The organism is Microcystis sp. MC19, assembly GCF_003019735.1.
Classification (GTDB): domain Bacteria; phylum Cyanobacteriota; class Cyanobacteriia; order Cyanobacteriales; family Microcystaceae; genus Microcystis.
Map to the genome: position 1 here is coordinate 333,565 of NZ_CP020664.1, position 25,170 is coordinate 358,734.

The following is a 25,170-nucleotide window of genomic DNA, read 5'->3' on the forward strand; positions in this document are numbered from 1 at the left end:
GTTAGCCGATCATCGAAGTAATCTGTTCAACTACGATTGCAATTTGCTTCTGGCTGATGCCAGGGTACATGGGGAGAGATAAAATTTCTTCACAGAGAATCTCTGCCTTAGGAAAGTCTCCCTGTTGATAACCCAGGTAGCGATAAGCTGGTTGCAGATGACAAGGAATCGGATAATGAATGCCGGTTTGAATACCGACGGCAGTTAATTGTTCTTGTAGTTGTTGGCGATCAACGGGACAATGGGGGAGAATGCGAATAACGTAGAGATGATAGACATGACCGGTTTCGGTTTCGTCTCTTATGGGTAAAATGCCTTTATCGGCTAAAGGAGCCAAAAGCTGGTCGTATTGTCTTGCCGCTCGCTGACGGGCCTGATTCCATCTGTCCAGATGGGGTAATTTAACGTTTAAAATGGCGGCTTGTATGCTATCTAAACGGCTATTAGTGCCGATATCGGTGTGGAAATACTTGCTCGGTGCGCCATAATTTCTTAAACTGCGGGCTTTTTGGCTAATTTCAGGATCATTGCTCACTAACATTCCGCCATTGCCAAAAGCACCTAAATTTTTACTGGGATAAAAACTAAACCCCGCCGCCACACCGACGCTGCCGGCGCGATAACCTTCTCTACTGGCTAAATGGGCCTGGGCCGCATCTTCAAAGATAATCAGATTATGGCTGCGGGCAAAATCCTGTAATTGTTGGGGTGATACCATCTGTCCGTACAGGTGTACGGGAAGAATGGCGCGGGTATTGGCAGTAATTCTTTGGGCAGCCGCCGCGAGGTCAATTAAGGCCGTATCGAGGAGACAATCAACTAAAACCGGTTTAGCTCCCGCTTGAATAACAGCCATGAGGGTGGCGACAAAGGTATTAGCGGGGACTAGCACTTCATCCCCGGCACCGATGCCGTAAGCTTGTAAAGCAAGGGCAAGAGCGGCAGTGCCAGAAGCTACTCCCACAGCATACTCGACTCCGCAAGCTTGGGCGAAGGCGGTTTCAAATTCGGCTAAAGCTTGGCCTAAAACAAAATCTCCTCGGTCGATAACTGTTTGGATGGCCTCGGCAATTTTTGCCTGTAGGGGCTGATTTTGCCAAGTCAAATCCACAAAGGGAACTTTGATTAAATTGGAATTCATCTAGTGCTTGTTTATGGATATCTTATAAATGTCAACAGACTAGCATAGATTGGAGCAAGTTGGCTAGATTAGTAGGCTCTCTTGTCCTTTATCTGATAGATAGATGGTCTTCACTGATCGAGTCTGTCTTTTTCTTTGTGTTCTTTGTGCCTCTGTGGTTTATCCTTTAGAACTGGTTATTATGAGTGATTTTCCCGCTTTAACGGCGTTAATTCTGGCCGGTGGCGAAAGTTCCCGTATGGGACGAGATAAAGCTTTGTTATCTTTTCTGGGTCTCTCTTTTCTGGAGAATATCTGTTTAGTTGCCCAAGATTGTGCCGTACAGGTGTCTGTGATCACGCCTTGGCCGGAACGTTACCAGCTGATCATTCCCCAGTACTGCCGAATAATCAAGGAACCTCTCCCTACTAGGGGGCCGTTATTAGCCTTTGCCTTGGGATTAACTTTTGTGTCAACCGATTGGGTTTTATTGCTCCCCTGCGATTTACCTTTACTAAGGTCTTCAATTATTCAAGAATGGTCAAGATTATTAGCCACTGTACCAGAAAATGCCATCGGTTTGGTTCCCCGCTACGGCAATCGTTGGGAACCTCTCTGTGCTTTTTATCATCGTCGTTGTTTAGCATCTTTGCAGACTTATATTAAGCAGGGGGGAACTTCTTTTCAAAAGTGGTTAAATGCCGCTGTGGTGGAGGAATTAATCATCGATAATTCTGAGATTTTATTTAACTGTAATACCCCAGAAGATTTAGAGATAATAATAAACTACCCAGATATTAACCGTAAGAAAACTTAGCACAAAAGGGAGTAAAAGTAAAGAGATCTGCGAAGAAATATTGGATAAATGGCGATAACTATAGTAGAGTATTCCAGTTAGATAACCGCCCGTTATACCGATAATTGCGCCAATAATATCACCATTTATGGATAAATAGGAAGTGAGCCAAATGACGAAGGAAAAGGGCAAAATTATTAAGCCACCTAAAAATATATCGCCAGTAAAACCACCATATTTATTACTTAATTTTCTGCCCAAACAACTAGATAAAGTCAGAATAATAAAAGGAAATACTGCCCAGCCTAGTAACAGTAAAAACTCAGATTTAACTGTCCAGTTTTGCCAAGTCAAAGCGATAAAAAAACTGCTGATTATTGCCGCCAATACCCCTGTAGCTAAAGCCTGATTACGGTTGAGCTTTAAAAAAGCCTCTGCCAGACCTGTCTTGGGTTTGAGCAAAGATGAGCAAGAGATTTTCAGCAAATTAACAACAATAAAAAGAGTTTTTGACCACTTGATTGATTGCCGTTGTCGATAACTTTTATGAGCATCTCTTAATTTATTTTCAATGGCATGATAGCGGCGAAAATTTCCCTGTTGCTTAAATTTTTTTGCCGCTATTTGAAAATCTTTTCGTGCTGCTGGCAGTTCCGAGAGTTCCTCTAGAGCCAATCCTCTTTGATAATAGAATTGGGGATTATTTGGGTCAATAGCGATTGCTTTGCCATAAGCTTCTAGGGAAGATTGGGTGTAACCGAGTCGTTGACGGGATAAACCGAGGTAATAGTAAGCTTGGGAACAATCGGGTTTTAACTGCAAAACTTGCCGACAATCGCTTAAAACTTGCCGATCCTGCTGATTATAGTAGTAAACTTCCGCCCGTTGCAGATAGGCCTGCCAAAATTGCGGATTAATTGCGATTGCTTGCTGGTAAAATGCGATCGCAAGTTGATAATTTTTCTCTTGAGCGTAGCGCCATCCCTGTTGATAAAAATCGTCGGCACTGCGGTTAAAAGTGGGTATTTCTGGGGATAAACTGCGGTCATACTCTTTTCTTTTCTCTTTATCGCTCAAAACCCGATAAGCTTGTTCAATTTCCCGAAATTTTGTCACTGCCTCTGGATCATTGGGATTATAATCGGGGTGATATTGCCGGGCCAGACGACGAAAAGCGGCTTTTATCTGATTATTGCTGGCATTACGGGGAATTTGGAGGATTTCATAGTAATTTTTCATACTTGAACGCGGGGGGAATTTTCAACTACTTAAAACTGTTGCCAATGGCTCGCCGAAACGACTATCATTGTCAATTAAATAGCTTTTATTGAGAGTTGATCGCTTATGTCTGCCTACACTGCTTCCTCCCTGAAAGCGGAACTCAACGCGCGGGGGTGGCGCTTAACTCCCCAGCGAGAGAAAATTCTGCACGTTTTCCAGAATTTACCGAAAGGCAATCATCTCAGTGCTGAGGAATTGCAGGAATTACTGGACAAACGGGGGGAGGGAATTAGTTTATCGACAATTTACCGCAGTGTTAAACTGATGTCGCGGATGGGAATTTTGCGGGAGTTAGAATTGGCCGAGGGTCATAAACACTACGAACTCAATCAACCCTATCCCCACCACCATCATCATTTGGTCTGTATTCAGTGTAATAAAACCATCGAATTTAACAATGATTCCATTCTCAAACACAGTCTCAAACAGTGTGAGAAAGAGGGTTTTCAGTTAATTGACTGTCAGTTAACGGTGATGGCCATCTGTCCGGAAGCTTTGCGGATGGGTTGGCCGTCGGGAATACCGAGTAATTGGGGTTGCACCCGTTCGCTGGTGGATACTCGTTTCCAAAACTGCGAGATTCCCGAATCAAAGGAACCGGAACCAGAAAACTAGACATCTAAGCGGACATTCCCAACTGAAAACCGAGAGCCTTTTTCTGCATTAATTGGAAAATATTATAAAATCCGTTGGAGCGGGAAGGGGTAAGGCTGACTTTTAAACCGGTTTCTTCGATAAAATCCGGGGTGACTTGCAGGATTTCCGAGGGAGTCAGTCCATTTAACCCCTCGATTAACAAAGCCACTAAACCCTTGACTAATTGCGCGTCGGAATCCCCTTTGTACCAAACCTGGCCATTTTCGAGGTCGGCAGTGATATAAACTTGGGATACACAGCCATGAACTTTATTAGCGGGTATTTTGGCAGATTCTGGTATTGGTTCTAGTTTTTTAGCAAAAGCTAGTAATTGTTCGTATTTTTGCTTAGGATCGGTACGACGTTTGAGGCGTTCGACGATGCGATCGAGATTAGACGGGAGCATATTGCGAGTTAAAATAAGAAAAAATTAGCCAATAGCTTTTTTATATTAGCATTCTCGCGGAAGTTGCGCGCTGTGGTTATCGCTGCCAGGACTACCTTGGTCAGAGCGCCTCGAGGCTATCTGCTAGAATTGGCATCAATGAAATACCACGCTTGCAGGAGCTATGGATAAACGCCGTACCAAAAATATAAAATCTCCTTACAATCCTAGGCAATATCGGACTGCCGTTTCAATTTCTTGCATTTTTTCTTCGGATAGTTTCCCAACTGGTGCCGAGGGGAAGCGATTTTTATCAATTGAACGAATTTGAAAACCAAGAAAGACTGTTTCTAAAGGAAGCCCACTTTCATCAGTCGAAACGCGAACATTAGTCGGATAATCTTGGCGAATATTTTCTCCTTTCGTCCCCACCACTACCATCACCACTAAGGGTAACTGATTGATCACATCAATAGATGATACTAAAACTGGTCTAGTTCCTGCTTGCTCTTTTCCTTGAATCGGATTAAGATTAACGAAATAAATTTCACCTCTTGCGATAGTCATTTTCTACAAACCGTCCATTTCAGAGACCATAAACTCCTGATTAATGGTAGCGATTTCTCCTAAAATATCCTGATCATCTGCCATTATTTGCAATTGCTCTTCATCAATTAATTGAGTTTCTATTGTCAATTTTACTTTAGTATTCGGCTTAAGATTAAAGGTTTCAGTAGGATAAAAAGCTTCTCCATTGAAAATAGCAGTAATTTTTTGATTCATCATTTCTGTACCAACATAAATCAAGCTTCTCTTACTTGATGATACCAAATAAAGTATCGAAAACCTCCGCTTCGAGAGAGGAAACCCTCGCCTCCTCTCCCTTGTAGGTATTACTTCCGCGCTTTGCGGACGGTACCCCCTAGCATTAATCCGCCCAAGGTGATAAAACCGAGAAGGCTAGAAGGTTCTGGAGTGGTCGCGGTCGGGGTGGGAACCGTCAGCACCGAAGAGATTCCGTACAAAGGGCGGAATGCTACCGGACCGTTAAACCCTGGACCAAAATCGCTCCCATAACGAATCCAAGTTACGTTCGTTCCATAGCTCGATCCGATAGTTACTGGTACCGACCCAAGTGGACCTAAATTAGGTTCCGACCAAGCAACTCCCGAAGATAAAGTCCCCGTCCACACATCACCGAATAAATAATGACCAGATTGCGACATCGAAATACCACCATCATGACAAATGATGCCAGCCGCCGGTATATGGGGACAGATATCGCCATCCCACAGGTCGGAGTTACCGAAGGCGATCAGTTTGCCATCTAGACCATAGATAGGGACACTCGTGTCAACTGTATTGGTTGAGGTATTGTTGATCGCATTCACACTAGCTGTCGAACCGATCACCTTCCAAGTAATACTAGCAGGGTCGATTCCTACATTCGTAAAAGCGTCATTTAATATTGTTGAGGTGTGCGCCTCATTGTCAACAAAGGTATTGTAGGTATTTATGTCAGTGCTTGTTGCTTGAATCGTGCCATCCGTAACAAATACCAAGCGATACTGATTACCAGGACTAAGACCAGAAGGAATCAGTTGAAAAGCTTCTGCAATGCCAGAGATGCCCAGATTCGCAAAGGCAACCCCAGATAAAATGCCCATAATCGTTAGTTTCATCTAAAATCAAGCTCTTTGAGCGTTGTAAGGATTATGCAAGTTTTGGAACCAAGTAAATTCCAGAAAAACAGTACCCCCCCGCACATTTGTCAAGTCTTTTAAATAATTCTTAATATTTCTTTCCGTTTTGCTCTCTGGCTCTCGTCCGGCTTTTCGACAGAATCGCTAAAATGATCAGGGGTGTTTTAGAGGCAAGTCTATGAGTGAACCAGTAACTCTTGAGGATATTTACCAGCTATTCCGCGCTTCCGCCGAGGAATATGATCGCCGGGCTGCCCAATCCAAGGCGGAATATGATCGCCGGGCTGCCCAATCCAAGGCAGAATACGAGCGCCGGGTTGCCGAATCCAAGGCGGAATATGATCGCCATAGAGTCGAAATAGAGAACCTCCTGGCGGAATCTAAACTAGAAAGCGATCGCTCGATGGCCGAACTGAAACGGACGGTTGAACGAACCAGCAAAGCGGTAGATAGTCTCACCACTCGCTGGGGTCGATTTGTGGAAGAATTGGTAGAACCGGCGGTTTTAAGGCTTTTTCAGGAAAAAGGCATTGATATTAAAGAAGTTTATCCCCGCGCTAGAGTCAAGCGTCAGGGCATCGCCATGGAAATTGATATTCTAGCGGTAGATGATACCGATCTCGTGGTGGTGGAATGTAAATCTAGATTATCTAAAGATGATGTGGATGAATTTATCGAAAAATTGAGCCGCTTTAAAATCGCTTTTACCCATTATCAAAACTATCAAGCTTACGGTGCGGTGGCGGGAATTGAAATCAACGAGGGGATCGATCGATACGCATATAAAAAAGGTCTATTTGTGATTAAACCCTCCGGGGATACAGTGGCCATTATTAATGATGCCGACTTTCAACCGAATACTTGGTAATTTCCCTAGTCAAAACAATCGCTATGGTTAACCTTTCCTACAATAAAAATCGCCTTCTTCCCAGTGCCGAAGAATTACCCTGTTCTGACGAAACAGCCGTGGATAACCAGTTACAGAACGATATTCCCAATCTATTACTCAGTTTACTAGCATTTATTTGGGCGGAGCGGGATGATTGGTATTTTGGTGTCGATATGGGAGTTTATTACAATCCCGACGAACCGGCAATCATACCGGATGGATTTTTAGCCATTGGAGTCAAACACGATACCGGCGAAAGGGGAAGATTAAGCTATGTTCTCTGGGAAGAAGCTTATATTATGCCGATATTGGCCCTAGAAGTGATTTCTGAGAAATATAATGGGGAATATGAGGGAAAGTTAGCGGATTATCAAACCCTAGGAATTCTCTATTACGTCATTTATAATCCCTTAAGCGGTAGAAGGGGAAGGTTTAAAAATAGAGAGAGATTAGCGGTTTATAAGCTGATAGCGGGGAAATACGAGCTTTTAGAGCCTGAAAATAATCGGGTATGGTTGCCAGAAATCGGCTTAGCCTTGGGATATGAACAGGGAGAACATATCGCTTGGGTTCGAGAATGGCTGTATTGGTACGATCGATCGGGAAATCGCTATTTAACCGCCGAGGAAAGGGCGAGGGCAGCAGCGGCAATCGCCGAGCAAGCAAGTTTGATCGCCCAACAAGAACGTTTGAATGCCCAGCAAGAACGTTTAGCCAAAGAGGAAGCAGAAGCGATCGCCGAGCAAGAACGTTTAGCCAAAGAGGAAGCGGAACAAAAAGCCCAACGACTAGCGGAAAGACTAAGAGCGCTGGGGATCAACCCCGATGAAATGTAAGGGTGGGTTCCCCGGCAATTTTAGGGGATTAATCGCGTAATAATTCCGGTTCGGTTAATTCGTCGGTCATTTCCATCAGGGCCCGTTGGACGGGTTTAATCATCGGGTCATCGATATTTTCTACGGTATCGTAGCGGACGCGTTTGGCCCGTCTAGCCACTTGCACGACGATGGAGTAACGATTGCTGGCCACATTCATCAGTTTATCGGTGAGATAAATCATCTCGGAGGAGTCAAATTTAAACCGTTTGGACATAGTTATATTTAGCCTTATCTGGTGAATTTGGCACTTGTCACTGATTTTAGTGATAAGTTTTATTACTCATTCCACCTTACCATATTTTGTCAACCTGAAGTATAGGGTGATCTTTGATCTTGATCGAATTTTGTCAACTACTTTTTACAAAACTTAAATCAATTTTATACAAGTTTAAAAATATACAAATAAAGAGATAATTTTTGAAATAAATAAACCCAAAAAAGGTATCTCAACCATGGCTTTTAACCTCAACGGTTTCAACTTTAACCAGTCGATTATCGATTCCCAGGGACGTGCGGTCGCAACGCGCTCGCTACGCGAGACCGCAACTTGGGCGGATGTGATCAACTGCGCTAACATTGGTTTTGAAGTAATGCACGAACGCAACGCTCATCGAAAATTTGGGTCTGAAACCCCGTCGTTCTACGACGGCTTTGCTGTTAAATATGAGCATCGTTTACGAAATATATGCTAAAATGTGAGACATGGAAAAAGCCTATTCTTACCGATTTTACCCCACACCCGAACAAGAGTCGCTATTGCGGCGCACTTTGGGCTGTGTAAGATTAGTTTACAACAAAGCTCTCCACGAACGAACACAAGCTTGGTATGAAAGACAAGAAAGAGTAGGCTACGCTCAAACTTCTTCAATGCTAACCGAGTGGAAAAAGCAAGAAGAATTAGACTTTCTCAATGAAGTAAGCTGTGTACCTTTACAACAAGGGTTAAGACACCTACAAACAGCTTTTACTAACTTCTTTGCTGGTCGTACTAAGTATCCTAACTTTAAGAAAAAACATCAGGGAGGAAGTGCCGAATTTACCAAATCTGCTTTTAAGTTCAAAGACAAACAAATCTATTTAGCCAAATGCACAGAACCCTTACCTATTCGATGGTCAAGACAAATACCAGAAGCTTGTGACCCAAGTACAGTAACAGTCAGATTACATCCCTCTGGGCGTTGGCATATTTCAATTAGATTTGATGACCCAACAATTAAGCCTCTACCAGTAACAGATAAAGCCATTGGAATTGACTTAGGAATTAGTAGCCTCGTGATTACCAGCAATGGCGATAAAGTATCTAATCCTAAGCATTTTAAGAAACATTATCGGAGACTGCGAAAAGCGCAAAAAAATCTGTCTAGAAAACAGAAAGACTCAAAAAATCGGGAAAAAGCAAGAATCAAAGTAGCCAGAATTCACGCTCAAATCACCGATAGTAGAAAAGACCATTTACATAAGCTAACCACTCAATTAGTTCGGGAAAATCAAACGATTGTGGTTGAGAATTTAGCCGTCAAGAATATGGTCAAAAACCCGAAATTATCTCAGGCAATATCTGATGTAAGCTGCCCCCCCTTGCCCCCCCGACCCCCCCGATGTCGGTAGGGCTGTTTCATTCTCCCATCAGAATATCAAAAGTAAAAGCGATAACTATCAGGTAAAATGAGAAGTGACCGCCAACTTTTGAAATATATGTTGAGCTTAATACAAAAACTGAAACAAGTCAAGGACTTTAGGAAAGATCAAGGAAAAAGACACCCTTTATGGATAGTATTAGTAGTAATAATACTGGGAACAATGCTAGGATACTCAGGTTATAGAGAGCTAGGAGAGTTTGCTAAAAATAATCGGCACAGGCTCAGTCAAGAATTTAACATAATTCCAGAAAGAGTCCCATCCTATTCAACAATTAGAAGGGTAATGATGGGAGTTGAGTGGCAGATTTTGTTAAAAATGTTTAATGAATGGGCATTAGAAGAATATGGACAAAGAGATGATATAAATTGGCTAGGGATGGATGGAAAAAGTCTCAAAAACACCCTAAAGAATCCTAATGATGAACAACAAAATTTTATTATGTTTGTTTCATTGTTTAGTCAAGAAAGTGGCTTAGTATTACACTTAAAAAGAATCGAAAACAAAAAAGGGTCTGAAATCGAGGAAGGTCAAGCTATAATTGAAGATTGCTCTCTCCAAAATAAAGTTTTTACTGGCGATGCTTTACATTGTCAGAAAAAAACAATCAGCTTAATAGCCAAGAGTAAAAATGATTATGTTATCACCGTTAAAGGAAATCAGAAAAATCTTTATCAGCGAATACAAGACCTAAGTAATTCCTCAAAGGCAGAAAGTTGCTTTCTTGAACAAGACAATGGTCATGGTCGAAAAATATCAAGAAAAATAGAAGTTTTTAAAGTGAGTAAAAATGAAAGACAAGGGTTTGAAAATCTACGAAGAGTTATTAAAGTAGAAAGAAGGGGTAGTCGCGGGGATAAAACGTATGAAGAAACAGCTTACTATATCAGTAGCCTAACTGAATCCGCTCAAGTATTTGCTAAAATTATTCGAGGACACTGGAAAATAGAAAATCAGTTACATTGGGTAAAAGATGTAATTTTTGAGGAAGATAAAAGCGAGATAAGTGATTTTCAAGCGGCCAGCAATTGGTCAATTCTCACAACCATAGGATTGAATCTTTTCAGAGGTTTGGGTTTTCTCTCAATAACAGAGGGACAGAGGTGGTTAGCTGAACGTTGGGAAAAACTGATAGTTTTATCGACGTAAGAAGCAGAAAAATTAGCTAAATTAACAGGATGTACTCTCAGACAATTTCAAGAGAGATAAGCTTTTAGTGTCTTGGGAACAAGCTTTATCAATTTATTCATAATAAATATTGGCAGGGGATTAAAGATTAGTTATTGTGACTAACTCTTTTGATTAGAAAAAGATAAATTTGAGAATTTTCAGTCAAATTTATTGACTCAAAATCAGCTGTACTTAATTTAAATGAAACAACCCTACCCGATGTCGGGGGGGCAGGGGGGGTGGGGGTTGGGGGGGCGACAATTAGCCTATAAATGCCGTTGGTATGGGAGAAATTACATCGAAATAGATAGATGGTTTCCTAGCTCTAAAAGGTGTAGTAATTGCGGGTATATTGCTGAGAAAATGCCGTTAAATGTTCGAGAATGGGACTGTCCAGACTGTGGGACACACCATGACCGAGATATTAACGCCAGTAAAAATATTTTGGCCGCAGGGCTTGCGGTGTCAGTCTGTAGAGCGACCTGATGACCAGAACAGAGTAAATCTGTTAAGGCAGGTGCGGAACCCCGCAAGGGAAAGAAGCAGAAACCTAAATCGTGAGGTTTGGGAATCGCCGTCCGTTTTACGGCGGTGAGGATGTCAAAACTTCCCCCTCGATTTAGCTTCCGGTAATGCCATCCCTATGGCCTTGACGACACCGGCGATCGGTGGTTAAAAATAAACAGATGCTGGATCCCCATCCAACATCCGCATTCTAACTCTGCACACATTTTGCTAAGTCCTCATGATAAGTTAAAAAACGCTTCCTTTTTGGGGGCGTTTTTATTTATTCGATTGAAAAAACCGATGACAATCATTACTAAAGCTGATGAGAAAGTGGGGTGTGGGGTGTAGGGTGTGGGGTGTAGGGTGTAGGGTGTGGGGTGTGGGGTGTGGGGAGAATAAAGCTGCCTATTGCCTATTGCCTATTGCCTATTGCCTATTGCCTATTGCCTATTGCCTATTGCCTATTGCCTCCTGACTGACTCCTGACTGACTCCTGACTGACTCTTGATAACTGATAACTGATAACTGATAACTGATGAAAAGATTAGCTTGGTTCGATCGCTTAGTGTTAGCGACTATTTTGGCTTTAATTGCGGCGATATCGTCGATTTTGATCCAGGGAAATCAAGTTCCTACGCGAGGGGAGAATTTTAGCTGGCAAGGACGAAAAATCGGCGTTAGGGACAATTATTTTACTTTAAGTTTTAATCGACCGATTGACCGTTCGGAGGTGGAAACCAGCTTGGTGATCGATCCTGCCTTACCGGGTAAAATTAGCTGGTCTGGCGATCGCTTGACTTATACTTTGACGGAATTGCCAATCTACGGCAAAAAATATCAGATAAAGTTACCCATTGCCCAAGGAGAGGACTTTATCGGCGAATTTTACAGCCACGATCGAGCTTTTGCCTATATTGGAGTCAACCAAGAGGAAAGAGGCCGTTTAATTGTCTGTAATATCATTCAGGGGGCAAATAACGTCACAGAACTGAAAAAAACCATCCTTACCCCCGGGGATCTGGTGGTCACGGATTTTCAAATCTATCCGAGGGGGGATAGAATTTTATTCTCGGCCTTCGATCGCTCTGACTTAGGACGAGATACCCCAAAACAGCAACTTTACACAATTACCACGGGGTTAAATCATGACGAAAATAGTCAAAATTTGGCCAGTGGTCGTATAGAAAGGTTTTTAGATGCAAAAACCTATCAAAATCTGCGTTTTAATCTCTCAGATAACGGCAAAACCCTAATTGTGCAGAGAATCAATCATGGGAATCCGGGGGATGCCAGTTTATGGGTAATCAGCGATGATGGACAATCGCGACCGTTAGGAATACAAGGGGATAATTTTTTACTATCTCCCGACGGGAAAAAAGCGGTTGTCAGTCAAACGGGAGGGGTAGCGGTGATTCCTTTGGATGTCCAAGGAGGAAAACCACAATTTTTGCCTACCTACGAGAAAATCCTCGCTTTTTCCCGGGATGGTCGCCAAAAACTAATGGTAAAATCAGAACCGGATAATCAGCGATCGCTATTTCTGCTCGACGATCGGGGAGAGTCAAGACTACTATTAAGAACAGCTAATCCGATTATTAGCTGTGAATTTGAACCGCGACAGGAAAAAACCCTTTACTGTCTGAAAAGCGATCTGGTTATGGGCAGCGATGGCAAAGTGAAAGAAGAGCCTTTTTTAGGGATTATTGACCTAGAAACGGGTAAAATGATCCCCCTGCTGGCCTTACCTAATTATCGTGACGTGCAGATGAGTATGTCTCCCGATGGCGTGGCCTTATTATTTGATCAGTTAGTAACCATACCCTTTGGAGTCGGAAATGATCTAGTCACTGGGGAGGGATCGAGCATTGCCGATGGTCGTCTCTGGTTATTACCACTCCCGGATCAATTCAGTCCCAATAGCACCCCGAAAATTTTACCTCAAGAACTCAACGCCGGTTTTAAACCCCGTTGGCTGCCCTAATAGGGCAGAATTAAGGAGTTAGGAGTCAGGAGACAGGAGACAGGAGAAAGGAGACGGGAAAGAAATCGTTACCTAATCAGGTGACTCGGAGAATACTGATACTAAATCCGGTTATTAAAGAGTGATTATCTATTCCCTCTTTTACAGGAGTGCCTTTCCAGATATGTAACTTATACTCACGGGATTTAGTATGACTCCCCAAAACGAAAACCTCATACCTGACAATTAAGATAAGTGCTATATGCTACTTCAGCGATTTGCTTTTTTATTGCGTCCTAGTGGCGATATCGAGATCGAGCGGGGGATTCGGACTTTATTGGCGCTCGCGGTACCGATTATTATCGGTGATATGTTAGATCAGTCAAAATTGGGGTTAATGGTCGGTTTAGCGGCTCAAATCTTGATTTTAGCCGATGCGGGGGGACTTTACTGCCTGAGAGCGAAAACCCTGGTGGCTACGACTGTCGGGATGGCTCTAGCTTTGATTATCGGCACATTAGCCAGTGCTTGGCTAGGATTGACCGTGGTGATAGTTTTTTGCGGGTTGTTTCTAGCGGGTTATTTGACAGTTTACGGGGAAAATGGGGCGTTAGCTGGGTTAGTAATCAGTTTATTGCTGCTTTTTGCTGTTTCTCTACCATCGGGGGATATTATCGTCGCTTTACAACGGGCCGGAATCGTTGTGTTGGGAGGGGGATGGACAATTTTTTTAGCACTGTTTATCTGGCCTTTTCGCCCTAATCAGCCTTTACGTCAGGTAACGGCAGAAAATTTTCAGGGTATCGCCACCTATCTCCGCTCTTTGCCTTTACACTCTCGTTCTAATGCTGATGAGGAGCCATATTTTGATAAAATCCGGCAACTGTTGCTCCGTTCTAGGAAAACTGTCACCTTGACGCGTCGGGGACGTTGGGGAAAGAGTGAGCTGCGGGAATTGTTAATTGTCTTGATTGAAGATAGCGATCGCATTAATACCAGCTTAATCGCGCTGCGAGAATTGCTTCATCTTCATCCCTTGCCACAACTGACCACGGTGGCTATTTTATTAGAAGATATTCTCGTGCAAGTGGCGGAAATTTGCGAAGATATTGCCAGGTTAATTTTGGGTAGAAATAAACGACCGGATTGTGAGCGTTTGCAGCTATTACTCAAGGCGATCGAGCAACAAAAAAACCTGCAAGCTAAAGTTTTAGAAAATGCCCAGGATGATTATAGCAGTTATGTGGCAATTTCGCAATTAAATAATCGTTTAAAAAAATTATTTAAACAGCTAAAAATAGCCAGTGAAACAGCGCAACATTTGCGGCAAAGCGAGGACTTTTCCGATAAAAAAAATCCCTGGCAGCGGAACTTTGAAGGGATAGAAAAAGAGTACAGCCAAGAAAAAGCTTGGTGGGAACCCTTAAAATCTAATTTTAATCTAGAATCGCCCCTATTTCGCCATGGTTTACGCTTGGGTTTGGGAAGTGCGCTAGGAGTCTTGATTTACAATAAGCTAGGAATTACCCATAGTTTTTGGATTGGTTTAACCTTAGTTATTGTGTTAAAACCAGATTTTAGCCTGACTTTTCAACGCTTTTTTAATCGGGTGTTTGGCACAATTTTAGGCTCGTTTTTTGTTTTGGCACTGTTGCCAATTATCGATAATCCGATCTGGTTAGAAATTATTGGGGTGATTTCTATAGCGATCGCTTTAGCTTTGGTACGATTTCACTATAGTTTGGCAGTATTTTTTATCACAATTTTTGCTTTAATCATCAGTCGTCTGGATGCCAGCAATGACGGTATTAATTTAGAGTATATCAGAATAATTTATACTTTAATCGGTAGTGCTTTGGCCTTTGTCCTTTCCTTCGGTTTTTTGCGGTTTAATGAAGATGAACGTTTTTCCCTCGCTGCCATTAAAGCATTAGAAGCTAATCAAATATTTTTTCAGTCAGTTATGGCAGTTTATTTAGGAGAATCATCCTATCAAACTGCAATTTTATCTTCCTATCGCGATAAAGCTCGACGAGCAAATACAACGATGCAAACGGCCCTACAAAGATTAATTGATGATCCTAGCACAGTCTTTCCCCAAATGGAACCGGCAATCACTTTAAGTAATTATATTCCTCGTTTTGGTCGCGGGGTGACAGTTTTATTGACGGAATTGGAACAATATCGCGGTAGTCCTCCCCATCCTAATCTCAGTCTGTTCACGCAACAAATAACCGAAACTTTGACGCAATTAACCGAAGCTTTGCAAACAAATAATCCTCCTCTTCCCTTACCTCCCCTCGAAGATACTTTAGAAAACATCCTCGATCATTTGCAAGAATTGCGAGAGGAAAGGTTAGTAGAAATTGCCCATCAAAAAAAAGGAACTAATCTCCATAAATATTTAGGGGATTATAATATTGTCACCACGGAACTTGTGGAATTATACCGTCGTGTTGGGACAATGAATACAGCAATTGATCGTTTTATTAGAAGTTAAAATTTAGTTATAACAACAGAATTTAGTAGTCAGGAGGAAAATCGATTAACTTCGATAATTTCTGTATATTCAAAATTATTAGGACTGCGTTTCACCAGAGAATAATCAACCCCATGAAGATTAATTAAGTCCTCTTGACAATCTGCTTTCGGAGAATTATAAACTAACACATATTCTTTACCAATATAGGGAGAAATCTCGGTTTCTACTTCTCCTCTCCATTGAGTTTTTGTCACTAAAACAATTAACTGATTGGCTAATTTAGGAATCGCGATCGCAACTTGCCGACGATAGATATGATCAAGACTACCAAAAGGGGAATCCATCACCAGAGGAAAAGTGCTGCTATCAATTCCCATTAAAGTATTTTTCTGACTCCATTCTCGCACTCGATCGATAATTCCCCCGATAAAAGATAAACTAAGAATCTGATTTTCTCCGGTAGAAGCTGCCACGGGAATGGCAAATCCTGTGGTATTTTCTAATAGTCTTACCTCGTAATCGGGACTAATACGGGGAATATAGGGAGTAAAAGAAATTGAGCTAAAGATTTCCTGTACCCGTTTTTCTAAGGACAAACGAAACTGATTTTCTAATCTTTTTCTTACCTCACTAATGCGATTAATTGCCTCTTGAGTCACTAAAATACGTCGTTGTCCTAAATTATATTTTTCCTCTTTTTGTTGCTGTTTCTGTACCTGTTTTTGCAGGGATTCTAACTCTTTTTCATACATATCTAGTTGATTTTTATTGCTGCCTTGTTCCAAGCGTAAATCTTTTAGGGAATCCTCGATCGCATCTAAGCGAGATTGCAGATTTTTAATATCTTCATCGGGATAATGGCGAAATTTATCCCGCACCTCATCTAATTCTGATTCTACCAAAGATAATTCTAAGCGCCATTGGTGAATATTAGCTTGATAATTATCCACTTCTTGCCAAAAATCTAAGACTTTTTTATCCATTTCTTTGACTGTGGAAGATAAGCGAATGGCTGCTTCTTCCACATCGGCCATTCCTGCTTTATTCATCCAGTCTTCCACCTGTAAATAAGCTTGGCTATTTTCCTGTAATTCCTGGCCACAAATACATTTTTTCCGCTCTAATAATTGTTGGACAAATTGCTGTTTGATACCACTGGGTAATTCCCCCTGTTGTCGTAGGCGATCGATTAATTGCTGAAAATTTTGATTAATTCCTTTTAAAAAGACTTGATAAGCTTGCTGAGAAATTAATTTCTTTAATTTATCTTTAGTTCTGACTAAATCTTGCCGCAGATTTCTTTCCTGTTGTTCTAATTTTTCTTTTAACTGTTTTAATTCCTCGGCACCACTTAACTCTAGTAAGCGATTAGTGACGGCCTTTTTTAACTCTTCCTGCTGGGATAACTGGTTAATAATATCCTGCTGACGCTGTTTTAATTTCTCGAAATCCTGCTCAATTTTACTTTCCTGTTTTAATAACTTTTTTAAATCCGATTCACCTAAATCTTTAAGATCATCTTGTAAAGATTTTTTGGCTTTTTTTAAATGCTCGATCGCTCGATCTAATACTTTAACTCCCAATAATTCCTTTGTATCCTCGGCGATTTTACCTTGGCTACTACTGCGGAATTGATGATCGATATATTCGCCATCAAAAAAGAAATAACGGTGTAAACTTTCGGGTAAAATTTGATTAATAATATCCTCCGCTGGTTGATTGGGTGTGTACCAATTGCCATCATCACCAGCGTAGAGCATATACAAACTATTTGAACCGTATTTAATTTTACTATTTACATCTTGGTAGGCGAAAAATTTTCGTTTTACCTGATAGCGTTTATTTTCATGTTCAAAGTTTACTTCTGCGGAACATTCTATGGAGGTTCCCGTTGTTACTTCGGTAATTGCCCGTTTATTAACTAATAACTCTGGTTCGGCAAAAGCTGCTGTAAATTTTTCATAAAGAACCCAGGTACAAGCATTTAAAATTGTTGTTTTTCCTGCCCCATTATTGCCATAAATTACCGTCGTATTGCGAGAACTCGCCGCTAAATGTATCTCAGGAGTCTTACCATAAAATTGTCGAAAATTACATAACTTTATTGATAGTAGTTTCATATTTATATGGAGGGGATGATGGGGAAGTTTTTTCAGTAAACCGATAACTGATAACTGATAACTGATAACTGATAACTGATAACTGATTATTGAATTACTTCTTTAATAATCGTTAAAACATCATCATTGATATTGCGAGGATTGCGCTGGTATAACTTATCTCTTTCCAATTTTAAAACTCTATCGATGATTTTTCTCACATCTTCGGGAGCGTTTAAAATCGGTTCTTGGATATTTTGGAGATTATTATCAGGATTAGTCATAGGGCAGATTTTTTAATATTTACAGATGCTGCATTTCCAACAAAATTCCTGCCGGGGTACGTTAATCTATTACTAACGCACCCTCAGCCTAGATTGTTTTCCTAGACAAAACTTAAATAGGGTAACTTTTGCGCGGTAGATTGAATCAGATCGAGATTTTGTAACAGCTGTCCGCAGGTATCCCAACCCCCTTCTATTAACATCTGTCGGGAACCTTCATTCATAGAGACGGTAGCGACAAAATCCCCCCATTCCACTGTCATGGTTGTCAAGGAAAGATCGACGGGAATTTCGGGATTAGCTGCAATTAAATCCTGTAAATGGTTGATGGTTTTAGCCTCGGCAGTGACACAGGGAACCCCATTAGCGATACAATTGCCAAAAAATATTTCGGCGAAACTTTCCCCGATAATTGCTTGAATTCCCCAACGTAAAATCGCTTGCGGTGCGTGTTCCCGAGAAGAGCCACAACCAAAATTACCATTGACTACCAGAATTTTCGCTCCTTGGTACTGGGGTAGATCGAAAGGATGACTCCCCTGTAAAGCCGCTCGATCATCAGCGAACACTTGTTCGCCTAAACCTTCAAAGGTGATACAACGCAAAAAACGAGCCGGAATAATGCGATCGGTGTCAATATCGTTGCCTCGCAAGGGTAAAGCTCGTCCGGAGATGGTTTTAACTTGACTCATGATCTTTTTCTAACTTTTACTAGCAGTGATAAAAAAGGTGGTTGCATCTTGCCATACCCCCTGATCGGTGGCATTTTTCTCGATTTCTCGGCGATAATTGTTCACTAGAGTCGCAATTTCGGCAGCCGATAGGCGGTCAAAAGGGTTATGCTGAGGATAAAAATACTGCCCATACCAGAAGTTTTTGGCGGTTTCTAGGGGCAAATATCGACCTAGTTGTTCGACATTGACCGATATATTGGTAAATCCCGCATTTTCCAGCAATTGATGGCATTTTTCCGGGGTGGCGATGGGAGTATGCAGATTAGGCAACTCAAAACCATAGGTTTCGCGACAAACACCACTGATCAAGGGTAGGAAGTGGGATTCTAAATTATTACAGGAAAAAGCGACCGAACCGCCTTTTTTTAACCATTGATACCATTTTGCCAGCACTTGCGGGATATCGGGGAAAAGTGCAATCGCCAGAGAACAGGTAATCAGATCGAAACTAGACTCGGCAAAGTCAATGGCAGCTATATCGGCGTTAATCAGGTCAATATTCTCGATATTTAATGCTTCTAGCTTTTTTTCGGCTCTGGCAATCATTTCTGGCGTCAAATCAACCCCGATGACACTTTTTACTTTTGGGGCAATTGCGACCGCAATAAATCCCGTTCCCGTTGCCACGTCTAGCACAGATTGGCTTTTTTGTAAATAGAGATAATTTACTAATTTAAGGGCGCGAGCTTGCGTAAAATCGTTATCGTAATCGTGACGAAGGGCATAAAAATCAATCACTTGACGCTGATAATCGTTGCTCATCTTCTCTATTGCCCAATTATCGACAAAGACTGACCCAATTGACTTAAATTAAGAGCATGGCCGCCGGTAACTAGATAAACCGCGTCTGCTATTGTGCCAATTCTACGACAGAGATCGCCTAAACGATCGCGAAACAGACGACCGAGGGGATAAGCGGGAACCACACCCCAACCGGTTTCTTCCGCTACCAGAATAACATCAACGGCCGCGTTTTTGAGGGAAGACAAGAATCGATCGCTAATTTCTAACCATTCAGCTGCCGACATTTCTAAACAATTGGCTACCCAAGTACCGAGGGAATCGATCAATAAACAGTGAGTAAATGGACTATTATCAATAGTTTCGCTTAATTGTCGGGGAATTTCTTGGGTTTGCCATTGGGGTAAACGTCGCTGCCGGTGTCTTTCAATGCGATCGCACCATTCTTGATCTTTTTCATCCACCGAGGAGGTGGCGATATAAATAACGGGTTTTTGGCTGATTTTGGCTAAATATTCGGCCCATTCACTTTTCCCAGAACGGGCAGCCCCTGTAACTAGGATAATTTTTTCATCCACGATCGAGATTTTGGCAAATAACTAAAGTATATACGGGAGAAAACTGTCCTATTCTGCATCATCAAAACGGTGAATATCATCATCTCCCAAATATTCGCCATTTTGCACCTCAATCATCACCAGAGGAATAGAACCGGGGTTTTCCAACCGATGACGGGTATTCATAGGAACGTATGTAGATTCTTTTTGTTTGAGGAGAGTTTCTTTTTCATCACAGATTACCCGCGCTGTACCGGAGACGACAATCCAGTGTTCACTGCGATGGTAGTGCATTTGGCTACTCATGTGATGGCCGGGTTTAATGACAATGCGATTGATGCGATACCGCGGACCTTCCTCCAATACCGTCACCGTTCCCCAGGGGGGAGTCCGCGTCATTTCTATGTCTTGGGGAGAAGGGGAGGGATCATTAATTAAGTCATCCATGGCGGTGGTCTCCAAACTTGATTAACATTCTAGTGGACAATAATCAGTAATCAGTAATCAGTAATCAGTGAACAGACAGGACTTTTACTGCCATTTAATACTGCTCACTTAATACTCTATCCTCCTACTGATAACTGATAACTGATCACTGATAACTGATTCAAGAGGGCAATTTTTTAAAATCAAAATTTGTCTCTTTGCCCTTGACAGATGGCTCGGTTTGTGCTATGCGATTAGCCATTTGTACCAGATCCACCCCGGTAGCTTGACGCAATTGTTCGGCAAAGGCAGTCATTTTCGGGACAAGATTACCATCACCTCCGTTCACCACCGTCACCGTTTGCACCTGCACTTCTGGCACACTAGCGGCCATTAATTTAAGTAATAACTCCAGTTTTTGATATAAAAAGATGTTTTTAGCGTTATTTCCCGCTCCTTGCCAAGAGGCCGCCAGTTTTTTGGTTCCTTCCGCTTGCGCTTTCCCCTGTTCGATAATTTTGGCCGCTTCCCCCCGGGCTTTTGCGATCGCTTGTTGACATTCTGCTGCCGCAGGAGCGATCACATCTGCTTGTAATTGCTGTTTCACCTGCTTAATTCGGGCGTTTTGTACCGCCACTTCGGCCTGTACTTTAGCCAAATCGGACATAACCACCGATTCTACCTCAGCAATCATGGCGCCGCGCTTAGTTTGAGTGTCGCGCACCCGTTTTTCTGCGTCAGCTTTGGCTATTTCTAAATCTTTTTGGATACGACGCAAAGCGGTTAAGCGTTGATTCTCGGAAGCCTTGATAATCGATGTTTTTCTGGCTTTTGCTTCTGCTATCCGGGCATCTCTCTGTAATTCAGCTTTTTGCTTCCGTCCGATCGAATCGAGATAACGCACCTCATCGGAGATATTCTGGATCTGCAAACTATCCAAAACTAAACCCAATTTTTCTAGATCCTGTTCCGCTTCTTCCAGGAGACTTTTAGCGAAAGCGATCTGATCGGAGTTCGCTTGTTCTGGGGTTAAATTCGCCAAGACACCGCGCAAATTGCCCTCCAGGGTTTCTTTAGCTAATTGTTCGATTTCCTTGCGTTTCTTGCCCAATAAACGCTCGATCGCATTATGAATAATCGGTTCTTCCCCGGCAATTTTAATATTTGCCACCCCGGTGACGATTAACGGCACACCGCCCTTAGAATAGGCATTAACCACCCTGAGATCGATGATCATGTTGGTCAGGTCCATTCGATACACTTGTTCTAGCATAGGTAAACGAATACTGCTGCCCCCTTTTACCAAACGATAACCGATGGTTTTGCCCGTGGCCGTGGGACGACGACTACCGGCAAAAATTAAAACTTCGCTCGGTTGACAGATATGGTAATAGTTACGGATGACTAATAAACCCGCACCTGTCCCTAAACCGAAAACTCCCAGTAAAACAGCGATAATTTCCATAGATTTTATGTGGGTGAAATTTGTAATTATCTTTACTTTTAGCTGATCGACTCTCTGGCTGGTTGATTTTTTGGGGGTCATCGATATTACACTAAAAAGTAAAGCTTAGACAGCCTATCTTTATCATGCCAGATCAGCCAATCTCGATCGCCCAATACTACCACGAGCGGACCAAATACGACCCCCAGACGATCGCCTCAAAAAGTAAAGGTCTTGATTGGAGTCAACAACCCTATCCCTTTAAAGAATACAAAATCGGTCAGACTTTCGATCTCAAACCCTACCTCTCCCGTCAAACAGTTCCCCAAAAAGGAGACTTTTGGCGACGTATATCGCGAATTTTGGGCTGTAGCTATGGTTTAACTGCCAAAATCGCCACTATGGGCAGTCCCTTGTACCTACGTTCCGCACCCTCTGCTGGTGGATTATACCCCGCCGAGGTCTATCTGATCTCCCGTGGCACGGAATTTTTACCCGCCGGTCTCTACAGTTACCAAGGTCAAAGTCACTCGCTGCTTTTATTCTGGGAAAGTGATGTCTGGACCAACCTACAATCTGCTTGTTTCTGGAATCCTGTTTTAGAAAATACCGATATCGCTTTAGTTACCAGTGCCATTTTTTATCGATCCGCTTGGCGCTACGAAGATCGAGCTTATCGGCGTATTTTCCTCGATACAGGGCATTTATTGGGCAATATTGAGCTATCAGCCTCGATTAATGACTATCGCGCCCATTTAATCGGTGGTTTTAACGATAGTCAGATGAATGAATTGCTTTATCTTGATTCCGAGAAGGAAAGTGTCATGACGGTGATTCCTTTGGCAGATCTGCTCAATATCCAGCAAAATCTCCCCCCTAGTACCACGGCACTACCTTCGGCAACCACGACTGTTTATCCCGAAATTCCCGAGGGAGAATTATTAAGCTCCCTACAGCGAGCCACTATCATAGCTACAGATGAGAAGATAGAAGCAGCCGTTACTCCGTCTAATTGGGAAGATAAATATAATTTTCCTTTTTGTCTAAAAGTTTCCGTGACATCCCGTCCTGTCAATTGGGGGGAAGATGTAATAGATCTGGAAAGTACGATGCTTAAACGCAGATCTACCCGCGCTTATAGTGGTGCTAGTCTCAGTTTAGACGAATTGCGAGCGCTGCTGCATTTTACCTATCAACCCCAAGATTATGCCAGTCAAAATCTCGATCCCAATCCCGATTATTTTGCTCTGGATTTATTGGAAACTTTTATCGCTGTTTCGGCAGTAACTGGATTAGAGGAAGGCTGTTATTATTATGCTCCTAAAGCCCAAGAATTGCGGCAAATTCGCTTTAAAAATTTCCGGCAAGAGTTACATTATCTCTGTTTAGGTCAGGATTTGGGACGGGATGCGGCTGCTGTGGTTTTTCATACGGCGGATCTGTCAAAAGCAGTGGCTAAATATGGCGATCGAGTTTATCGTTATCTTCATGCAGATGCGGGCCATTTGGGACAGAGATTAAATTTAGCAGCTATTCATCTGGGGTTAGGGGTTAGTGGTATCGGTGGTTTTTTTGATGATCAAGTGAATGAAGTGTTAGGCATTCCCTCCGATGAAGCAGTTATCTATATCACTACTTTAGGCCGACCGAAGGTTTTTTAGGGTGAGTTTGAACCACTGAAGGGGTGACAAGGAAGTTGAGGTCATCGTACTCTGTACCTTGACCGGTTCACTTTCTCCCTTGGACGTATTTTGTTTAAAGGTTAATCCAACTACGGACCATCTGTCGGGGTTTTCCTGAATTTTTAAAAGCGGTTCTATTGTGGCATAAAAAGCGATTATTAATGTAAAATATATCACCTTTTTTCATTTTGAAGCGGACTATATTTTCTGGTTTTGAAAAAAAGTCGTCGATGATGTCGAGTGTTTTTGTGATAGCTTCCGGTTGCGCTATTTCCAGTTTGGAGTAAGCGACTTCAATCCAGTACCGCATATAACGAAAAACCAGACCCCGAGAATCTGTTGAGAATAAGGGGAAATTATTCTTTTGAATAGCTTCTTGAGAATTAATCTCTCCAGGTGTAATCACATCGCGCGCCAAAGGTTCGTAAAGATAGGGAACTAGGTCTGTATGGTGTTGCCAGAAATATTGATATAAATTGGCGGCGTTTACTACAAGGGAATCTCCTCCCTCATCCGCGGCAGCAAGACACAGTAAGCCAACAAGATCAGGGAAGTAGTTTTTGGCTGTACTATCAGTATGATAGCCAGTTTCTGCATTCGTCATCGAAACGGGTATAGCTTCTTTAGTGTAATCCATTCCTCGATCGATTACATCAAAAAAATAGCCATAGCGGTGGTTTAGTCGTCCAAAAATGCGAGAAATAAAAGCATAAATTAACCGCATTTCCATTTCTGTTAATGCGGGTTCTAATCGGAAAATAACTATTCCGGGTTCTAGGAGCAATTTCTCACGAAACGGCAGGAAAAAGTCAAGATTTTTATTGACTGTTTCCTGTCCTATTTCGTTGGGTTTTTCAAGCCATTTGTGATTGCTTGTTTTCAGTAAATCCAAGACTAATGATTTGGGTAAACTAAAAAATAGTTGAGAAGGATCGGGCAATTTTTTCCAAGTCAGTAATGAAATATTAGGATCAAAAATTGGTCTAATCATTTTTGAATTTTGAAAGCAACGTGAAGGGGAAGGTCAATGAGCGGAGTAAAAAATTCTGGGTCTAGTTCTAAATGTTCCTGATTAATTTTTAGTTCATAAACTTCTGGCATTTTTGTGAAGGCTGCTAAACGAAGAGATGTGAAGTAATCTTCCATAGTTTTATGAACACATTGCACGGCGACGGCTTTTCTATCTCTGCGCCAAATCTCACCGGGGAATAATTGATTGCGTCCGGAAAAATAGCCAGCTTTCGGTTTAAAATAAAACGGAAACTTATCTTTTTTCAGAAAAGGTAAAGAGGGATGGGGGACGGCGAACAGGAAATATCCACCGAATTTCAAAAGTTGGTAGGCTTTCTGCATCGTGCTAATAGTTTCTGAAACATTTAAGTAGTTGAACAGGAACATAGCCAGAACTAAATCGTATTGTTCGGACTCAGTTACCCCAAAATCACGAATATCAGCAGTTTCATAGGAAACATTAATAATCTGATGCTCGTTTTTTTGAATCAAGGCCTGCTCGATCATTTGTGATGAAATATCAATCCCATGAACATATTGAGCGCCTCGGTTAATTAACTCTCTTCCTACATAACCTTCCCCACAGCCTAGATCTAATATTTTCTTATTGACAATCGGTTCACATAAATCAATGACAAACGGACGTGCGGAGTAATCAGAAAGCAAAATCGGTTCTACTCGTTTCCAGTCTCCTGCGCTTTCGTCGTAAAGTTTTTTGGTTTCTTGTGTTGCTTTCATACCTATCTA

The 25,170-nt window shown here is 42.0% G+C and carries 24 protein-coding genes and 3 pseudogenes; 11 read left to right on the forward strand and 16 right to left on the reverse strand.

The window, feature by feature from the left end; genetic code table 11:
• Position 1: 1 nt before the first annotated feature.
• Positions 2-1,141 carry a DegT/DnrJ/EryC1/StrS aminotransferase family protein gene (locus B5D77_RS01675; RefSeq protein WP_106908158.1) on the reverse strand — a complete coding sequence of 380 codons (1,140 nt, stop codon included), beginning with the start codon at positions 1,139-1,141 and terminating at the stop codon, positions 2-4.
• Between the two features lie 181 nt (positions 1,142-1,322).
• On the opposite strand from B5D77_RS01675, the gene B5D77_RS01680 reads away from it, so the two are divergent.
• On the forward strand, positions 1,323-1,937 hold the full coding sequence (locus B5D77_RS01680; RefSeq protein WP_106909939.1) for a molybdenum cofactor guanylyltransferase: 615 nt from the start codon (positions 1,323-1,325) through the stop codon (positions 1,935-1,937).
• On the opposite strand, the gene B5D77_RS01685 is transcribed toward B5D77_RS01680, so the two are convergent.
• Entirely contained in the window at positions 1,890-3,155 is a 1,266-nt protein-coding gene (locus B5D77_RS01685; RefSeq protein ID WP_106908159.1) for a J domain-containing protein, read from the reverse strand. The two genes, B5D77_RS01680 and B5D77_RS01685, sit on opposite strands and share 48 nt — an antisense overlap.
• Before the next feature lie 105 nt (positions 3,156-3,260).
• Here B5D77_RS01685 and B5D77_RS01690 point away from each other — a divergent pair, with 105 nt between their 5' ends.
• The gene (locus B5D77_RS01690; RefSeq protein ID WP_002737956.1) at positions 3,261-3,812 is read left to right on the forward strand and encodes a transcriptional repressor; all 552 of its coding nucleotides are present in this window, start codon (positions 3,261-3,263) and stop codon (positions 3,810-3,812) included.
• 4 nt (positions 3,813-3,816) lie between these two features.
• Here the strand turns inward: B5D77_RS01690 and B5D77_RS01695 are convergent, their stop codons facing one another.
• The 4 genes from B5D77_RS01695 to B5D77_RS01710 form a co-directional block, all read right to left on the reverse strand.
• Entirely contained in the window at positions 3,817-4,239 is a 423-nt protein-coding gene (locus B5D77_RS01695; RefSeq protein WP_008201386.1) for a SufE family protein, read from the reverse strand.
• A gap of 198 nt (positions 4,240-4,437) precedes the next feature.
• A complete protein-coding gene (locus tag B5D77_RS01700; protein ID WP_008201384.1) occupies positions 4,438-4,785 on the reverse strand; it encodes a type II toxin-antitoxin system PemK/MazF family toxin in 348 nt (115 codons plus the stop codon).
• A 3-nt stretch (positions 4,786-4,788) separates the two neighbouring features.
• Positions 4,789-5,004 carry a hypothetical protein gene (locus B5D77_RS01705; protein WP_002790182.1) on the reverse strand — a complete coding sequence of 72 codons (216 nt, stop codon included), beginning with the start codon at positions 5,002-5,004 and terminating at the stop codon, positions 4,789-4,791.
• Between the two features lie 107 nt (positions 5,005-5,111).
• Entirely contained in the window at positions 5,112-5,900 is a 789-nt protein-coding gene (locus tag B5D77_RS01710) for a PEP-CTERM sorting domain-containing protein (RefSeq protein WP_008201380.1), read from the reverse strand.
• A gap of 199 nt (positions 5,901-6,099) precedes the next feature.
• On the opposite strand from B5D77_RS01710, the gene B5D77_RS01715 reads away from it, so the two are divergent.
• Both B5D77_RS01715 and B5D77_RS01720 read left to right on the forward strand, forming a co-directional pair.
• A complete protein-coding gene (locus tag B5D77_RS01715; protein ID WP_106908160.1) occupies positions 6,100-6,789 on the forward strand; it encodes a DUF3782 domain-containing protein in 690 nt (229 codons plus the stop codon).
• Between the two features lie 23 nt (positions 6,790-6,812).
• Positions 6,813-7,646 carry a Uma2 family endonuclease gene (locus B5D77_RS01720; RefSeq protein ID WP_008201376.1) on the forward strand — a complete coding sequence of 278 codons (834 nt, stop codon included), beginning with the start codon at positions 6,813-6,815 and terminating at the stop codon, positions 7,644-7,646.
• Between the two features lie 28 nt (positions 7,647-7,674).
• Here B5D77_RS01720 and B5D77_RS01725 read toward each other — a convergent pair whose 3' ends face one another.
• Positions 7,675-7,902 (reverse strand): DNA-directed RNA polymerase subunit omega, encoded by a 228-nt coding sequence (locus tag B5D77_RS01725; protein ID WP_002737694.1) that lies wholly within the window; start codon positions 7,900-7,902, stop codon positions 7,675-7,677.
• Between the two features lie 226 nt (positions 7,903-8,128).
• Here B5D77_RS01725 and B5D77_RS01730 point away from each other — a divergent pair.
• The 6 genes and pseudogenes from B5D77_RS01730 to B5D77_RS01760 all read left to right on the forward strand — a co-directional run.
• Positions 8,129-8,380 (forward strand): annotated as a pseudogene (locus B5D77_RS01730) (hypothetical protein); the annotation flags it as partial.
• A gap of 10 nt (positions 8,381-8,390) precedes the next feature.
• Positions 8,391-9,257 (forward strand): annotated as a pseudogene (locus tag B5D77_RS01735) (RNA-guided endonuclease InsQ/TnpB family protein); the annotation flags it as partial.
• Between the two features lie 126 nt (positions 9,258-9,383).
• Positions 9,384-10,475 (forward strand): ISAs1 family transposase, encoded by a 1,092-nt coding sequence (locus tag B5D77_RS01740; RefSeq protein ID WP_106908162.1) that lies wholly within the window; start codon positions 9,384-9,386, stop codon positions 10,473-10,475.
• Positions 10,476-10,736: 261 nt separating this feature from the next.
• Positions 10,737-11,057, forward strand: a pseudogene (locus tag B5D77_RS01745) (zinc ribbon domain-containing protein); the annotation flags it as partial.
• 481 nt (positions 11,058-11,538) lie between these two features.
• On the forward strand, positions 11,539-12,984 hold the full coding sequence (locus B5D77_RS01755; RefSeq protein ID WP_106908163.1) for an Ig-like domain-containing protein: 1,446 nt from the start codon (positions 11,539-11,541) through the stop codon (positions 12,982-12,984).
• Between the two features lie 241 nt (positions 12,985-13,225).
• Positions 13,226-15,463, forward strand: a complete 2,238-nt coding sequence (locus B5D77_RS01760; RefSeq protein ID WP_106908164.1) for an FUSC family protein — start codon at positions 13,226-13,228, stop codon at positions 15,461-15,463.
• Between the two features lie 29 nt (positions 15,464-15,492).
• Here the strand turns inward: B5D77_RS01760 and B5D77_RS01765 are convergent, their stop codons facing one another.
• The 7 genes from B5D77_RS01765 to B5D77_RS01790 form a co-directional block, all read right to left on the reverse strand.
• Positions 15,493-17,565 carry an AAA family ATPase gene (locus B5D77_RS01765; RefSeq protein WP_106908165.1) on the reverse strand — a complete coding sequence of 691 codons (2,073 nt, stop codon included), beginning with the start codon at positions 17,563-17,565 and terminating at the stop codon, positions 15,493-15,495.
• Between the two features lie 86 nt (positions 17,566-17,651).
• A complete protein-coding gene (locus B5D77_RS26130) occupies positions 17,652-17,828 on the reverse strand; it encodes a hypothetical protein (protein ID WP_002737666.1) in 177 nt (58 codons plus the stop codon).
• 101 nt (positions 17,829-17,929) lie between these two features.
• A complete protein-coding gene (leuD, locus tag B5D77_RS01770) occupies positions 17,930-18,520 on the reverse strand; it encodes a 3-isopropylmalate dehydratase small subunit (RefSeq protein WP_008201356.1) in 591 nt (196 codons plus the stop codon).
• Between the two features lie 9 nt (positions 18,521-18,529).
• The gene (locus B5D77_RS01775) at positions 18,530-19,324 is read right to left on the reverse strand and encodes a class I SAM-dependent methyltransferase (RefSeq protein ID WP_008201354.1); all 795 of its coding nucleotides are present in this window, start codon (positions 19,322-19,324) and stop codon (positions 18,530-18,532) included.
• 5 nt (positions 19,325-19,329) lie between these two features.
• On the reverse strand, positions 19,330-19,881 hold the full coding sequence (gene cobU, locus B5D77_RS01780) for a bifunctional adenosylcobinamide kinase/adenosylcobinamide-phosphate guanylyltransferase (RefSeq protein ID WP_106908166.1): 552 nt from the start codon (positions 19,879-19,881) through the stop codon (positions 19,330-19,332).
• Between the two features lie 48 nt (positions 19,882-19,929).
• Positions 19,930-20,307: a phosphomannose isomerase type II C-terminal cupin domain gene (locus B5D77_RS01785; protein ID WP_008201348.1), complete on the reverse strand. Its 378-nt coding sequence runs from the start codon at positions 20,305-20,307 to the stop codon at positions 19,930-19,932.
• A gap of 160 nt (positions 20,308-20,467) precedes the next feature.
• Positions 20,468-21,751 carry a flotillin family protein gene (locus tag B5D77_RS01790; RefSeq protein WP_008201346.1) on the reverse strand — a complete coding sequence of 428 codons (1,284 nt, stop codon included), beginning with the start codon at positions 21,749-21,751 and terminating at the stop codon, positions 20,468-20,470.
• 125 nt (positions 21,752-21,876) lie between these two features.
• Here B5D77_RS01790 and B5D77_RS01795 point away from each other — a divergent pair, with 125 nt between their 5' ends.
• Positions 21,877-23,391, forward strand: a complete 1,515-nt coding sequence (locus B5D77_RS01795) for a SagB/ThcOx family dehydrogenase (protein ID WP_008201344.1) — start codon at positions 21,877-21,879, stop codon at positions 23,389-23,391.
• Between the two features lie 94 nt (positions 23,392-23,485).
• Here B5D77_RS01795 and B5D77_RS01800 read toward each other — a convergent pair whose 3' ends face one another.
• Both B5D77_RS01800 and B5D77_RS01805 read right to left on the reverse strand, forming a co-directional pair.
• A complete protein-coding gene (locus B5D77_RS01800) occupies positions 23,486-24,403 on the reverse strand; it encodes a TauD/TfdA family dioxygenase (protein WP_106908167.1) in 918 nt (305 codons plus the stop codon).
• Positions 24,400-25,161: a bifunctional 2-polyprenyl-6-hydroxyphenol methylase/3-demethylubiquinol 3-O-methyltransferase UbiG gene (locus tag B5D77_RS01805; protein WP_008201339.1), complete on the reverse strand. Its 762-nt coding sequence runs from the start codon at positions 25,159-25,161 to the stop codon at positions 24,400-24,402. The genes B5D77_RS01800 and B5D77_RS01805 overlap by 4 nt, the downstream gene beginning before the upstream one ends.
• Positions 25,162-25,170 lie beyond the last annotated feature (9 nt).